The following is a 14,710-nucleotide window of genomic DNA, read 5'->3' as shown; positions in this document are numbered from 1 at the left end:
GCTGTCCCGCGACCGGTGGGAGATGCCCGCCGACAGGAGGGATGACAGCGTGCGCACAGTACGCCGTACCGCCATCACGGCCCTGGTGGCCGCGACGGTGACGACCGGGCTCGCGGTGCCCGCCCAGGCGAAGCCGCGACCGGACCGGACATTCGACGTGCAGGCCCACCGGGGTGGCCTCGGGCTGCGGGTGGAGAACACCCTCGCTTCCTTCGGCAACGCCCTCCAACTCGGGGTGACGACCCTCGAACTGGACGTGCAAATCACCGAGGACGGCCAGGCCGTCGTCACCCACGACCGGAAGATCACCGGCACCAAGTGCGTCGACACCGCCCCGGTGACCGCCGCCGACCCGGAGTTCCCGTACGTCGGGAAGTACATCAACACGCTCACCCTGGCTCAGGTGCGCACACTCGACTGCGGCTCGAAGACGCTGTCGGACAAGCCCGGCCAGCTCGCCGTCCCTGGTGCCCAAATGCCGATGCTGCGCGAGGTTTTCGCGCTGGTCAACCGCTACCGGGCCAAGGACGTGAAGCTCAACGTCGAGACCAAGGTGGAGGCCGGCGCGCCGACCGAGACCGCGCCCCGTGAGCAGTTCGTCCGAGTCACCGCGGCCGAGGTCCGTGCCGCCGGTCTGCTCAAGCAGGTCACCATCCAGAGCTTCGACTGGGGCGCGCTGATGCGCATGCGCCAGGTCGAGCCGAAGCTGCCGCTGGTGGCCCTCACCAACTACGACTTCCTGCAGACCGGTCAGCCGGGCGCCTCGCCGTGGCTCGGCGGGCTGGACATCGACGACTTCGGCGGCGACCCGATCAAGGCGATCCGCAGCTTCGGCGCCAGCGCCTTCTCGCCGGTGCACGGCTCCCCGCAGAACGGCACGGTCACCGACCCCGGCTACAAGCCGTACGTCACAAAGGAGATGGTCGCCGAGGCACACCGCTACGGGATCAAGGTGATCCCGTGGACGGTCGACGACGTGCCGACCATGACCAAGCTGATCGACGACGGCGTGGACGGCATGATCACCGACTACCCGGATCGGCTGCGTGGCCTGCTGGCGCAGCGCGGCTACCGGCTACCGAACGCGTACGCGGCGCCGTTCGACATCCAGGCGCACCGCGGCGGTCGGGCCACCCGACCCGAGAACACCCTGCCGGCGTTCACGAACGCGCTGTCCAACCGGGCCATCTCCACGCTGGAGCTGGACACCGGCGTGACCGCCGACGGCAAGCTCGTGGTGCTGCACGACCGCACGGTCAACGGGTCGCACTGCGTCGACACCGCCCCGGTGCGCAAGGGTGACCCCAAGTTCCCGTATGTGGGCAAGCCGGTGCACGAGCTGACCCTGGCGCAGCTCAAGACCGTCGACTGCGGCACGAAGACGCTGCCCGAGTTGCCCGCGCAGGTGCCTGCGCCGGGTGCCCGGATCCCGACCCTGGACGAGGTCTTCGCCCTGGTGAAGGCAAGTGGCCGCAGCGACATCGGGATGAACATCGAGACGAAGATCAGCCCGGTGGTGAACGACACCGAGCCGTACCGCAGCTTCACCCGCAAGCTCGTCGACGCCATCCAGCGCGCCGGCTTCACCAACCGGGCCACCATCCAGTCGTTCGACTGGCGCACCATCACGTACGCCAAGCAGCTCGACCGGCGGATCGGCACGGTCGCCCTCATCTGGCAGTACGGCCCGGCCGAGTGCACCACCCTCGCCGACGAGTGCTCCCTGCAGGCCGTGTACGGCAACCCGTCGGTGAAGAGCCCGTGGACCGGTGGGCTGGACTGGTGGAAGTACCAGGACCTGGGCAAGCTGACCCGGGCCGCCGGTGCTGGCACGGTGTCGGCCAACTGGCAGGTGCACGACTCGAAGCAGGGCACTGTCACCTCGGCCGACTGGTACCTGCGGGAAAACCCGGCGTACTTCCACGGACCGGACGTCCGGACCCTGCAGACGCGCGACGACCTGAAGGTGATCCCGTACACCATCGATGACGCGAAGGTGATGCAGCGGGTCATCGACCTCGGCGTCGACGGCATGATCACCGACGATCCGGACCTGTTGGTGAGCGTCGCGATCCGCAACGGCCTGCGCTGACACCCTGAGCACCCGATCGCCGGCCGGTTTTTCCGGCCGGCGATCGGTGTTACCTGCTCCGGGGCCTCGGGTAGTCGGGGGTTGTCCCCGCCGTGAAAGCGAAACCGTGCCGTGGCCGAAACGCGGTAGCGGGGCGAGGGAATGCAGGTACGACTCATCGCATCCTGAGGAGGACCAGATGAGCACGCAGGCTGCTTCCACCCGGCCGATGAACCGGCCCATGAACGACCCGCAGAATCCCGCTCACATGCGGGACACGCAGCAGATGCCGTCCATGCGGGACGGGCAGCAGATGCCGTCCATGCGGGACGGACATCGAGACCCGATGCCGTCGCCGGGTACGGAAACCAAGCAGGCGTTCCTGACGACGGAGTTCTGGGTCTACGCGGCCGCGGTCGCGCTCGTGGTGATCGCCGCGTTCTGGCGGGGCAGCGCCACCAATGGGCTGAACATCAACGACCCGAACCGGGCGTGGCTGTTCCTGACCATCCTGACTGGCGGTTACCTGGTCAGCCGTGGTTTGTCGAAGGCCGGCTCCGCACGTCGGTCCGGCCGGGAACGCAAAAAGCACTAACGCACCGCGCGTGAACAGTGGCCTCCGGGAGACTTCTCCCGGAGGCCACTGCTGTCGTGTGTATGTGTGTGGGCTGCTTACTCGTCGCCGCCGAAGTCGCCGAAGTCGCCGCCGAAGTCACCCTCGAACGCGTCCTCGATCATCTCGCCGGCGATCATGCCGCCGGCGACACCGAGCGCGGCACCCGCCACCATGCCGCCCATCCCGTGACCGCGGCCGTGCCCGTGGCCGTGGCTCGGACCGTACTGCGAGCGCAGGCTGCCGTAGCGGGACGTGGTCTCGCGCAACCACCCGTCGACGACCTGCGCCCAGTCCACCCGGTCAGCGTCGGTGTGCGACACCTGGTAGCGGCCGAAAGCGTCGTGCCCGGCGCTGAGGAAACCGCCGCGCTTGTCGCACTCCAGGATGACCTCCACACCCCGCTGGCTCGTCACGAAGGTCAGCTCGACCTCCTTGATCGTGCTCGCGTACTGCGGCGAGGCGAAGAACTCGATCTCCTGGTAGAACGGCAGCGTCTGCTGGACACCCCGGATGTGACCACGCTCCAGGTCGGCGTGCTTGAACCGGAAGCCGAGCCGCTGGAACGCCTCCAGAATCCGCTCGTGCACCGGCAGCGGGTGCACCGCCACCTGGTCCAGGTCGCTCTTGTCGACCGCGCGGGCGACCGCCAGCTCGGTACGCAGACCCATCGTCATGCCGTGCAGGCGCTGGCCGTACACGTCGGTGATCGGGGTTTCCCACGGCACCGGCAGCTGGAACGGGATCGAGAGCTGCTGCTTCGGGGCGAGCTGGAGCGGGCCGCTGACCGCCATCCGATGGAACTCCATCGTGCCCGCGTACTCGGTGTCGTGTCCTTCGACCTCGACCCGGGTGACCAGGCCGATCACCACCTGCTCGATGGCTGCCTCCGCGTCGCCACCGACGAGGTTGACCTGCCCGTCGAGGGTCAGGCCGGGCCGGGTGTTGGGGTTGGTCAGCACAGTGTCCACACTGGGACCGCCCACACCGAACGCGCTCAACATCTTCTTGAAGACCATCGGAACTCCTGTGGGACGCCGACCGCTCCAGGCTGGAGTCGGACGTTGACTCGACCGGCACCCTATCCAGCACCCCTGTGAGGTGGCTGTGAAGCGCGCCGGACTCGGGTCGCGCGCACCTCGCGCCCAACCGGTGCGTGGATCCGCGCGGCGGCGCGGTTTCCCGCGCCATATCGCCGATGTGGCGGTGTCCGTCGAGCGGGATACCGCCACATCGGCGGATCGGGGTTATCACCAGCGGTGCGTTTGCGGGTCAGTATCCGATGGCCTCTCGGAGAAGCAGCACGGTGCCGCGCCCAGGGCGAGGTTCCGCGTTGAGGATGAGCAGCCGGTTGATGGCGCTGGGCACTCCGTACGCCGCCTGGGCACGGGCGTTCTCCAGCGGGAAGGCATGCTCCTCGACGCGGCGTAGCGCCGCGCTCAGGTCAGGCACCACCTTCTGCGCGCCGACGATCCAGACCGCGTGGGTGGCACCGCCCGCGTTGGCAGGAAGCTGGCTGCCGCTGCCCGAGGCAAGAACGAGCGAGCCGGTCTCGGTGACTGCGGCGACGCTGTTGACGACGAAGTCCGGGGTAGCCGCCAGCCTTCGGATCTCGTCGGCGCCGGTGGCACGGTCGATGGCCAGGACGCGCGGCCTGATGGCGTCGTACCGGCCGCCGGCGTTGATGTCCTCGTCGATGCCAGACAGTCGGAGGGTCTCGCTGGATCCGGTAAACACGCTCGCGCCCTCGGGGACCAGGTCCTTGACGCGGGTGCGCGCGGCCGCGGCGTCGTCGAGGATCTCGGCGGCGAAGCCGTTGGCACGCAGGGCGGCGGCTACCCGCTCCAGTCGTTCGGCCGACGCCGGGGCGACGAAGGATGCGGCCGGAGCCGGGGTGGCCGTGGCGTCTGCCGGGTTGGTCCCGGAGCCCTGCGGCGCGTGGGGCGCCGTGCCCGCCAGCGGGGAGGTGTCGAGGTACCTGACCTCGTACACCCGCTCGGCGAACTTCCAGCCCTCCACGGTGCGCTGGTAGCGGTCGTGGTAGACGGCGTAGTTAAGACCCTGGCGTCCGTCGAGGGTGCGCGCGAGTTCTTGGATGTAGGCGCGGCCAGTCGCGGTGTCGCCGTCGAGCAGGATGGTGCCGGGGTGTGTGGTCTGCACGAAGAAGTCCCACTGGCTTTGCAGCCGCTCACCCCCGGCACGGATCGCCTCGCGGCCGACCAACTCGACGGGGATGTTGGGCATGCGCAGCGCACCGTCCGGTGTGAACAGCGATGCCAGGCGGGGCCGGTCGCGCATCATCGCCGAGTCGGTGAACTCGCCGCGCAGTGCCTCGATCTCGACACGGTCCGCGATGGCCTGGAAGTCGTTCATCGGAGTCCCCTCTTCGCCATGTTGTCGTCCTCACCGGTACGACAACGCAGCCCGTCGGAATGTGAGGTGGCGCGTCGGCCTCACCTTCCGGTGCGCTGTCTTGTCGTAACGGGTAGAGGCACAGAAGCGAGTGAGGGAGACGGTCAGACCATGACCACCAGAGTCGAGCCCGGCGACGAGCAGAGCGATCCGGGCCTCAGCGCGATCATGAGCGAGCGGCGCCAGCTGATCAACCTCGCCTATCGACTCCTCGGGTCCCTTGCCGACGCCGAGGACGCCGTGCAGGAGACCTACGCCCGCTGGTACGCCATGTCCGCACGGGAGCAGCAGGCCATCGAGTCGCCCGGCGCCTGGCTGGTGACGGTCGCCAGCCGCATCTGCCTGAACCTGCTCGGCTCGGCGCGGGCCAGGCGGGAGACGTACGTGGGCGACTGGATCCCGGAGCCCCTACCCGAGCCCACGGAGTGGATCACCGGGCGCTCCGACGTCGGCGGGATCGACCCGGCCGATCGTGTCACCCTCGACGAGTCAGTGACGATGGCCTTCCTGGTCGTCCTCGACTCGATGACGCCGGCCGAACGCGTCGCGTTCGTCCTGCACGACGTCTTCCGCTACCCCTTCGGCGAGGTCGCCGAGATCGTCGGGCGGACTCCGGCGGCGTGCCGCCAACTGGCCTCGTCCGCCCGCCGTCGCGTTCGCACTGCCCAGACACCGGCGGGCCCGAGTGCCGGGCAGGCCAGCATCGTCAGGCAGTTCAAAACGGCGTGGGAGGCCAAGGACATCGACGCCCTGATCAGCCTGCTCGACCCCCACGCCACCGCGACCGCCGACGGCGGCGGGCTGGCCGTCACCCACCTGCACCCGATCGTCGGCGGTGAGCAGATCGCCCGCGCCTACGCCGAGATCGCGCGTGTGGCGGGCGACCGCACGACGTTCCTGGAGTGCATGGTCAACGGCCTGCCCGGCTTGTTGGCGCAGCAGGACGGAGCCATCGCGACCGTGTTCGCGTTCGAGATCGCGCACGACCGGATCAGGCACATCTGGGCGGTGCGAAACCCCGAGAAGCTCCGACCCTGGCGGAGCAGCTGAGGAGCCGCCGGCGTGCGCGGCAGGCCGACCCTGGCTGCCCGCCATGTCGATGTGCTGCTGAGCGGTATACCTCAGAGGTATGAATATGACTCGGAGGTATACCGCTCACTACCGCATCCGCCGCCATGGGGGGTGACCGACGGGCACCGCCGGCCGCCGGCCGGCCACGCCCACCGCCCCAACCCGCGCGCGGCCCGTGAACCTAGTCGGGCTCCACGACGATCAGCTCGCCCACCTGCTCGCCGATCGTGGTGCGTGCCTCGGTCGGCAGCCCACGATCGGTGATCAGCACGTCGGCCGCCTCCAACGGGGCGATGGTGGCGATGCCGATGGTCTCCCACTTGGTGTGGTCGGCAAGCACCACGAGCCGGCGGGCGGCGCCGATCAGGCACCTGTTGACGCCGGCCTCAAGCAGGTTCGGCGTGGTGAAGCCTGTTCGTGGGCTGAGCCCGTGCACGCCGAGGAAGAGCAGGTCGACGTTGAGCGCGCTGATCGCCGCCTCGGCCACCGGCCCGGTCAGCGCGTCCGACGGGGTGCGAATGCCCCCGGTCAACACGACAGTCTGGTCGGCACGCGGGTTCTGGTAGAGCGCGTCGGCCACCGGGATCGAGTTGGTCACCACGGTCAGCCCGTGGACGTCGGAGAGCAGGGTGGCCAGCGCGGCGGTGGTGGTGCCGGCGGAGAGCGCGATGGCCATCCCCGGCTCCACCATCTTCGCCGCCCGCTCGGCGATGGCTCGCTTCTCCGCCTGCTGGCGGATCGACTTCGCCGCGAAGCCGGGTTCTTCGGCCGATCCCGGCCCGGCGAGCGTCGCGCCACCGTGCACCTTGTCGACCAGGCCGCGCTCGGCCAGCACCTCCAGGTCGCGCCGGATCGTCATGTCGGACACGCCGAATCGGCTGACCAGATGGCTCACCCGCACACCGCCACGTTGGCGGATCAGATCGAGGATGGCGGTCTGCCGCTGCTGGGCGAGCATGTGGGGAACCTCCTTCGCGCGGTGACTGTCGTCCGGATCAAGCCGGGTCGTCGGTCCGATCCTCCCGGACGACCGCCACGTCACCCGCCGGCAGTGTCAGCTCACCGGTACACCGGGCACCAGTCAACAGCTCGACGCCGGTCACCGGGAGCCGCGCCTCGGCCTCGGTGTGGTTGATCGCGAACAACCAACTCCTTTCGCCGTCGCGTCGGCGTACCACCTCAACTCCGGCCGGTGCCGGCGCCGCCGGGCGCACCCCGGCCTCGGCGACGAGCCGGGCGACCAGCCGGTCGGTGGCCGGCTCGTCCAACCGGGTGCCGACGTACCAGGCAGCGCCGTCGCCAACCCGGTGGCGGGTCAGCGCCGGCACACCAGGCAAAGGCCCATCGGTGTACGACGCGAGCACCTCGGCGCCCTCGGGGTGCAGCCACTCGGTCCACACGTCGGCGGTGCTGCCGTCGTCCAGCCGGACCTGCTCACCCTCGCGCAGTGGGAAGAACTCCTCGGTGCGTACGCCGAGCAGCTCCCGGAACGCGCCGGGGTAGCCACCCAGCCGGATGTGGTCGTTGGCGTCCACGATGCCGCTGAAGTAGGTGACGGCCGCGATGCCACCACCCTCGACGTAGCGGTGCAGGGCCTCGACGTCGGCGTCCCGAACCAGGTAGAGGGTCGGCACCAGGACCAACCGGTAACCGCTGAGGTCGGCCGACGGGTGGACGATGTCGGCGGTCACGCCGGCCCGCCAGAGTGCCCGGTAGAGGGCGTTCAATCGGTCGTCGTACCGGACGTCGACGCTGGGATGGGAATCCAACTCGACCCCCCACCACGCCTCCCAGTCGAACAGGATCGCCACGTCGGCGTCCACCCGAGCGCCACGTACCTCGGCCAGGGCCTTGAGGTCCGCGCCGAGTTGGCAGACCTCGCGGAACACCTTGGTGTCCGGTCCGGCGTGCGGTACCAGCGCGGAGTGGAACTTCTCGGCGCCGGCCCGGGAGGCGCGCCACTGGAAGAACAGCACCCCATCGGCGCCACGGGCGACGTGCGCCATGCTGTTGCGACGCAGCTGCCCGGGCAGCTTGGCCACGTTGCGCGGCTGCCATTGGACCGCACTTGAGGAGTGCTCCATCAGCAGCCACGGATCGCCGCCGGCGACGCCCCGGGTGTGGTCGGCGGCGAGCGACAGACCGAGGTGCGCCTGCGAGTCGGCGGCGGTCAGGTAGTGGTCGTTGGACACCAGGTCCACGTCGTCTGCCCAGGACTGGTAGTCCATGTGCTTGACGCCCATGCCGATCATGAAGTTGGTGGTGATCGGCTGGCGGACGAGTGTCTTCAGGACCTCGCGTTCGGCGCGCAGTTGGGCGCGTAGCTCGTCGGAGGAGAAGCGCAGGAAGTCGAGCTGCTGCGTGGGGTTGGCGAAGGCCGTCACCGTGCGCGGCGGGTTGATCTCGGCCCAGTCGCCGTAGTGCTGACTCCAGAACGCGGTGCCCCAGGCGTCGTTGAGCCGGGCCAGGTCGCCGTAGCGTTCCCGCAGCCACCGGCGGAACGCCTCGGCGCTGACGTCGCAGTAGCAGTGCGAGTTGTGGCAGCCCAGCTCGTTGGAGACGTGCCACATCACCACGGCGGGGTGTTCGGCATACCGGCCGGCGACCGCCCGCACCAGCTCCAGCGACCGCTCACGGAACACCGGCGAGCTGGGGCAGTACGCCTGCCGGCCACCCGGCCAGAGGATCGTGCCGTCGGCCTGTCGGGGCAACGTCTCCGGGTGCGCCCTGGCCAGCCACGGCGGCGGGCTGGCGGTGGCGGTGGCCAGGTCGACCTGGATACCGCCGTCGTGCAGGAGGTCCAGCACCCGGTCCAGCCAACCGAACTCGAAACGGCCCGGGGTGGGCTCCAGCAGGGCCCAGGAGAAGATGCCGACCGAGACCAGGTTGACCCCGGCCCGACGCATCAGCTCGACGTCCTCGGACCAGGTTTCCTCGGGCCACTGCTCGGGGTTGTAGTCGCCGCCGAAATAGATGTCGTTGCCTTGCCATCGCCGCATGAGAGCTGAGGGTGCACCGCCCAGGGCACAGAAGTCAACAGGTTCCAACATCGATTTATTTCCAACGTCTACCGGGTTACCCGTGTATCACAACTGGGTTATCGAAGGTGAACTGCCCCCTTGACAGCGCCTGACTGAGGGGTAACTTGAGGCCCCACTGGCCGATCGTGTTGACCAATGTGGATTCTCGATGGATCCCAGTGGGCGATCACGTCGACGCACCTCCCACCACCCCCACCTCTGACGGCCCTGGCGTAGCACCTCTTCATCCGCAGGAGGCACAGATGTCCCGTCGGGGCCTGACCCTGGGAGCCTCCAAAGGATGACGATCCTGCACCTGCGCCGCGCGCGGACCAGCCTGGTGCTCGACGCGCGCGGCCCGGGGCTGCCCCGGGTCGTGCACTGGGGCGGCGACGTCGGTGACCTCGACGACGACGACCTGCGCCACCTCGCCGACGCGACCGTGCCGCCGGTGGTGCCGAGCGGCTTCGACGAGCCGACCGTCCTGTCGCTGCTGCCAGAGCTCAGTGCCGGCTGGAGCGGCCGGCCGGGGCTGGCCGGGCACCGCGACGGAAAAGACTGGTCCACCTCCTTCCGCCTCGACGGATTGGACGTGCGGGACATCGGCACCGACCCAGGCCACCTGGGTGCGGGCGGCGAGGCGGTGGGCGTACTCCCGGCCGACGGTGGGCACGGCGGCCCCGACGCGGCGCTGCTGACCGTGCGGGCGTCGGACCCGGCCGCCGGGCTGACCCTGACCAGCGAGATCACCCTGGACCCGCACGGCCTGCTGACCGTTCGCCACCGGCTACGCAACGACGGCGACAGCACGTACGAGCTGCGGGAGCTGACTCCGGTGCTGCCGGTGCCGGCGGTCGCCACCGAGTTGCTCGACCTGACCGGGCGGTGGTGCCGAGAACGGTCCCCGCAGCGGCACCCGTGGCCGCAGGGCGCCTGGGTCCGCGAGGGCCGGCACGGGCGTACCGGACACGACGCCACCCTGCTTTTGGTGGCGGGCACCGCCGGGTTCGGCTTCGGCCACGGCGAGGTCTGGGCGGTGCACACCGCGTGGAGCGGCGACCACGTCACCTTCGCCGAGCGGCGACCGACCGGCGAGTCGACCCTCGGCGGCGGTGAGTTGCTGGCCCCGGGCGAGATCCGGCTCGGCCCCGGCGAGTCGTACGACACTCCCCTGCTCTACGCGGTCTGGTCCGACGCCGGGCTCGACGGACTCAGCGACGTGCTGCACAGGCATCTGCGGGCTCGACCCGGACACCCGCGCTCCCGCCGACCGGTGACCCTCAACGTCTGGGAAGCGGTCTACTTCGACCACGACCTGGACCGGCTGCGGGCGCTCGCCGACCGGGCCGCGCAGATCGGCGTGGAGCGGTTCGTGCTCGACGACGGTTGGTTCCGCGGTCGGCGCGACGACACGGCCGGGCTCGGCGACTGGTATGTCGACGAGGGCGTCTGGCCCGACGGTTTGCAACCGCTGATCGACCATGTGACCGGCCGGGGCCTGGAGTTCGGCCTGTGGGTCGAGCCGGAGATGGTCAACCCCGACTCCGACCTGTTCCGCGCGCACCCGGACTGGCTGCTTGCCGTGCCGGGGCGGCTGCCGCCGGCCTGGCGCAACCAACAGGTGCTCGACCTGGGCCGCCCGGAGACGTACGACTACCTGCTGGAACGCCTCGACACACTGCTGAGCGACCATCCCGGCATCAGTTACCTCAAGTGGGATCAGAACCGGGACCTCACCGAGGCCGGGCACCACGGCCGGGCCGGGGTGCACGGGCAGACCGTCGCGGTCTATCAGCTCCTCGACGAGCTGCGCCGCCGGCATCCCGGCGTGGAGATCGAGAGCTGCTCGTCCGGCGGTGCCCGGGTGGACCTGGCCATCCTGGCGCGGACCGACCGGGTCTGGGCCAGCGACTGCAACGACGCCCTGGAACGGCTCAGCATCCAGCGCTGGACCGGGCTGCTGCTGCCACCGGAGCTGGTCGGCACGCACGTCGGCCCGGAACGCTCGCACACCACCAACCGCGTACACGACCTGGGCTTCCGGGCGGCGACCGCGCTCTTCGGCCACCACGGCATCGAGTGGGACATCGCGTCGATCAGCGCCGCCGAGCAGACCGAACTGGCCGCCTGGGTGGCGCTGCACAAGCGGCTGCGTCCGCTGCTGCACGGTGGCCGAGTGGTTCGGGTCGACCACCCGGACCCGGCCGTCTGGGCCCACGGTGTGGTCGAGGGCGACAAGACCCGGGCGGTGTACGCGGTGGCACGGCTGGCCACCTCGGTGGCGCAGGCCCCGGGCGCGGTCCGTCTACCCGGCCTGGACCCGGGCCGGCGCTACCGGGTGCGGCCGGTGGCGGACGTGCCGGCCCCGGCGACCATCGACCGGTCCGCGCCGGCCTGGTTGGCGGGCGGCGGTGTCACTCTCAGCGGGGCCGCGCTGGCCCGGGTGGGTGTGCAACTGCCCGCCCTGCACCCGGAGCAGAGCCTGGTGCTGGAGGTCGACGCCATCGGTTGAAAAGATTCCGGGGAATCTTTGGTCGGAGTGTCGAGAAGGGTGCCGCCTGCTTCTACCTCAGGGTGAGAGCACCGACGAGGGTGCACGGGCGTGAGGAGCGAACCATGAAGTACATGCTGCTGATGCAGTTCAGCGCCGCCGGGACCGACTTCCCGGGCATCGACACCTGGACCCCGCAGGAGGTCCAGGCACACATCGCGTTTATGGGCGAGGTCAACGACAAGCTCACCGCCGCTGGCGAGTGGGTTGACGGGCAGGGCCTCGGCGGCCCGCAGCAGGCCCGAATCGTCCGCGCCGGTGAGGGCGGAACACCGGTGGTCACCGAGGGGCCGTTCGCCGAGACGAAGGAGTTCCTCGCCGGCTTCTGGATCGTCGACTGCGACAGCCCGCAGCGGGCGGTGGAGCTGGCCGCGCACATCTCCACGGCACCCGGCCCCGGCGGCCGGCCGCTGAACATGCCGATCGAGGTGCACCCGGTGATGTCCGCCCCTCCCCAGGAGCTGTGAGGGCTGACCTCCACCGATCCCCGCATCGAGGACCTGCTGCGCGAGTTGGCGCCGCAGGTCCTCGGCGTGCTCGCCCGCCGTTTCGGTGACTTCGCCACCGCCGAGGACGCAGTGCAGGAGGCGCTGCTGGCAGCCGTCACCCAGTGGCCGGCCGAAGGGGTGCCCGCCAACCCGCGCGGCTGGCTGATCCAGGTCGGTTACCGCCGGATGATCGAACTGGTCCGCGGTGAGCAGGCCCGCCGCCGCCGGGAGGACCTGGTCGCCCGCCGGGACCCGGACGACCGGCAGTACGCACCGGCTGCGGACGAGGAGTTGACCGCCGAGCGGGACGACACGCTGGTCCTGCTGATGCTCTGCTGCCACCCGGCGCTCGCCGCGACGTCGGCGGTGGCGCTGACCCTGCGCGCCGTCGGCGGGCTGAGCACCGCCGAGATCGCCCGCGCGTTCCTGGTGCCGGAGGCGACCATGGCACAGCGGATCAGCCGGGCCAAGCAGCGCATCCGCGCATCCGGGTTGCCGTTCCGGATGCCCGAGCCGGCGGAGCGGGCCGAGCGGTTGACTGCCGTCCGGCAGGTGCTCTACCTGGTCTTCACCGAGGGGCACACCAGCACCACCGGCCCGGACCTGCGCCGGATCGACCTTGCGGCCGAGGCGATCCGGCTGACCCGCGCACTGCACACGCTGCTGCCCGACGACAGCGAATCGGCCGGGCTGCTGGCGTTGATGCTGCTCACCGAGGCACGTGGCCCAGCACGGACCGGGCCCTCCGGCGAGCTGATCTCACTGGCCGATCAGGACCGTAACCGCTGGGACGCGGCGGCGATCGCCGAGGGCGTCGCACTGGTCACCCGTGCACTGCCGCGTGGGCCGACCGGCCCGTACCAGGTGCAGGCCGCCATCGCCGCCCTGCACGATGAGGCGCCGAGCACCGGCGAGACCGACTGGCCGCAGATCCTGGCGCTCTACGAGGTGCTCGAACGGCTCGTCGGCAGCCCGGTGGTGGCGCTCAACCGGGCCGTGGCAACCGCCATGGTGTACGGGCCGGCGGCCGGCCTCGCCGCCCTCGACGCACTGGCCGACGACCCCCGACTGGCCGGGCACCACCGGCTGCCCGCTGCCCGCGCCCACCTGCACGAGATGGCTGGCGAGCGGGCCTGTGCGATCGCCGACTACCGGACGGCCGCCGCCCGCACGAGCAGCCTTCCCGAACAGCGCTACCTGACCATGCGGGCAGCCCGCCTGACCGCCGAGTCCGTCGATCTCCGTGACGACACGGTCTAACAGGGGGACACATGGCGTACGTGCTGTTGGGGATCGCCATCCTCGCCGAGGTGCTGGCGACCAGCCTGATCAAGAGCACCGCCGGGTTCAGCCGCCTCTGGCCGACGGTGGCGTGCCTCGGCGGCTACACGCTGGCCTTTCTCCTGCTGGCCCAGGCCGTCAAGGAGATCCCAGTGGGGGTGGCGTACGCCCTCTGGTCGGGTCTGGGGACCGCGGCCATCGTGGCGATCGGGGCGGTGTTCCTGGGTGAGTCGGTGGGGCTGGCCAAGCTCACCGGCATCGCGCTGATCATCGCGGGGGTGATCATTGTGAACCTGGCCGGGGAGCACTGACCACGACCGAGGGCGGACGTCCGCTCAGACCTTGTTCAACCAGTACCGGTAGCCCTCGGTCTGGTCGCGGTAGTTCAGATACAGCCGGGTCCCGCTTCTGGCCGTCTTCACGCACACCGGAATGCCATATCCGTCGAGGACCAGATGCACGTCCTGGTGCCGGTAGCGGTCCGGGCTCGACAGGCGCCACTCGCCCGAGCCGGTCCACGCCGTCGAGTAGCGCTCGGGCGCCTGGATCTGCACGGGCACCTGCTGTGCCTCGAAGGTGTGGTCGGGGTTGAGCGTCAACGTGACGCCGTCGGCACCACTCCAGCTGCCCACCACATCCGCCGCCACCGCCCGTGATGGATTCGGGAACACCCTCGCCACGACGTACAGGCCGAGACACAGCAGCAGCACGAAGGCCGTCGCGGATGCCGCCAGGACCAACGCGACCCGCCGAGTCATGACCGCACCAGCACAGTGCCGCTCACCGCATAGACGTACACGAAGAACCCCCGTCACCCCTGCGCGCCGCGCGGATGCCGGGCGGCGCCTGCATCGTCACCTTAGGAGTGCATGGTGATCGGCCGTCGCCCCCGGCGGCGTGGGATGGGCCACAGTGACCGCGTGCAGCTCACCTGCGGCTGCAGCCCGGCAGCCGCGCCCGACTCCCGGCGCGCACGCATCAGCGCAGGACGATGGATTGGCCCTCGCAACCGGTTCAGCAGGCAGGCCGAGCTCCGGACAGCCGCAACGGCCCACGCGGACGCGGGCCGTCACGGGGCGATCATCCCCACCACAGGATGTGCGCCACACCCCCGGTCTTAACCGGTTAAGAGCGACGGTAGGCAGGTCGCCGCCATCCGTCAAGCACTAGCGCTTCGAACCGGACGGGAGGGTTGACCACTGC

General features: G+C 70.2%; 12 protein-coding genes. 7 read left to right on the top strand and 5 right to left on the bottom strand.

Features of this window, described 5'->3' with window-relative positions; genetic code table 11:
• Positions 1 to 49 precede the first annotated feature (49 nt).
• Together ACLQ28_RS13065 and ACLQ28_RS13060 are read left to right on the top strand one after the other, a co-directional pair.
• The gene (locus ACLQ28_RS13065; RefSeq protein ID WP_425686488.1) at positions 50 to 2,092 is read left to right on the top strand and encodes a glycerophosphodiester phosphodiesterase family protein; all 2,043 of its coding nucleotides are present in this window, start codon (positions 50 to 52) and stop codon (positions 2,090 to 2,092) included.
• Between the two features lie 247 nt (positions 2,093 to 2,339).
• Positions 2,340 to 2,666, top strand: coding sequence for a hypothetical protein (locus ACLQ28_RS13060; protein WP_425686567.1), 327 nt, complete (start codon positions 2,340 to 2,342; stop codon positions 2,664 to 2,666).
• Between the two features lie 77 nt (positions 2,667 to 2,743).
• Here the strand turns inward: ACLQ28_RS13060 and ACLQ28_RS13055 are convergent, their stop codons facing one another.
• Positions 2,744 to 3,703 carry a sporulation protein gene (locus ACLQ28_RS13055; protein WP_425686487.1) on the bottom strand — a complete coding sequence of 320 codons (960 nt, stop codon included), beginning with the start codon at positions 3,701 to 3,703 and terminating at the stop codon, positions 2,744 to 2,746.
• A 253-nt stretch (positions 3,704 to 3,956) separates the two neighbouring features.
• Positions 3,957 to 5,057, bottom strand: a complete 1,101-nt coding sequence (locus ACLQ28_RS13050) for an LUD domain-containing protein (RefSeq protein WP_425686486.1) — start codon at positions 5,055 to 5,057, stop codon at positions 3,957 to 3,959.
• A 150-nt stretch (positions 5,058 to 5,207) separates the two neighbouring features.
• On the opposite strand from ACLQ28_RS13050, the gene sigJ reads away from it, so the two are divergent.
• Positions 5,208 to 6,146, top strand: a complete 939-nt coding sequence (gene sigJ / locus ACLQ28_RS13045) for an RNA polymerase sigma factor SigJ (protein WP_425686485.1) — start codon at positions 5,208 to 5,210, stop codon at positions 6,144 to 6,146.
• A gap of 202 nt (positions 6,147 to 6,348) precedes the next feature.
• Here sigJ and ACLQ28_RS13040 read toward each other — a convergent pair whose 3' ends face one another.
• Together ACLQ28_RS13040 and ACLQ28_RS13035 are read right to left on the bottom strand one after the other, a co-directional pair.
• Positions 6,349 to 7,125: a DeoR/GlpR family DNA-binding transcription regulator gene (locus ACLQ28_RS13040; protein ID WP_425686484.1), complete on the bottom strand. Its 777-nt coding sequence runs from the start codon at positions 7,123 to 7,125 to the stop codon at positions 6,349 to 6,351.
• 37 nt (positions 7,126 to 7,162) lie between these two features.
• The gene (locus ACLQ28_RS13035) at positions 7,163 to 9,166 is read right to left on the bottom strand and encodes a beta-galactosidase (RefSeq protein WP_425686483.1); all 2,004 of its coding nucleotides are present in this window, start codon (positions 9,164 to 9,166) and stop codon (positions 7,163 to 7,165) included.
• A gap of 322 nt (positions 9,167 to 9,488) precedes the next feature.
• Here ACLQ28_RS13035 and ACLQ28_RS13030 point away from each other — a divergent pair, with 322 nt between their 5' ends.
• The 4 genes from ACLQ28_RS13030 (at position 9,489) to ACLQ28_RS13015 (ending at position 13,818) form a co-directional block, all read left to right on the top strand.
• Positions 9,489 to 11,699, top strand: coding sequence for an alpha-galactosidase (locus ACLQ28_RS13030; protein ID WP_425686482.1), 2,211 nt, complete (start codon positions 9,489 to 9,491; stop codon positions 11,697 to 11,699).
• 104 nt (positions 11,700 to 11,803) lie between these two features.
• A complete protein-coding gene (locus ACLQ28_RS13025; protein WP_425686481.1) occupies positions 11,804 to 12,205 on the top strand; it encodes a YciI family protein in 402 nt (133 codons plus the stop codon).
• Positions 12,206 to 12,229: 24 nt separating this feature from the next.
• Positions 12,230 to 13,486, top strand: a complete 1,257-nt coding sequence (locus ACLQ28_RS13020) for an RNA polymerase sigma factor (RefSeq protein WP_425686566.1) — start codon at positions 12,230 to 12,232, stop codon at positions 13,484 to 13,486.
• Between the two features lie 11 nt (positions 13,487 to 13,497).
• Positions 13,498 to 13,818 (top strand): DMT family transporter, encoded by a 321-nt coding sequence (locus ACLQ28_RS13015; protein WP_425686480.1) that lies wholly within the window; start codon positions 13,498 to 13,500, stop codon positions 13,816 to 13,818.
• Positions 13,819 to 13,842: 24 nt separating this feature from the next.
• Here ACLQ28_RS13015 and ACLQ28_RS13010 read toward each other — a convergent pair whose 3' ends face one another.
• Positions 13,843 to 14,265 carry a hypothetical protein gene (locus ACLQ28_RS13010; protein ID WP_425686479.1) on the bottom strand — a complete coding sequence of 141 codons (423 nt, stop codon included), beginning with the start codon at positions 14,263 to 14,265 and terminating at the stop codon, positions 13,843 to 13,845.
• Between the last annotated feature and the right edge of the window lie 445 nt (positions 14,266 to 14,710).

The organism is Micromonospora sp. DT201 (genome assembly GCF_049841575.1).
Classification (GTDB): Bacteria; Actinomycetota; Actinomycetes; order Mycobacteriales; family Micromonosporaceae; genus Micromonospora.
Note: the sequence above shows the minus strand (reverse complement) of the source record. Positions and strands in the feature narration are given on the sequence as shown.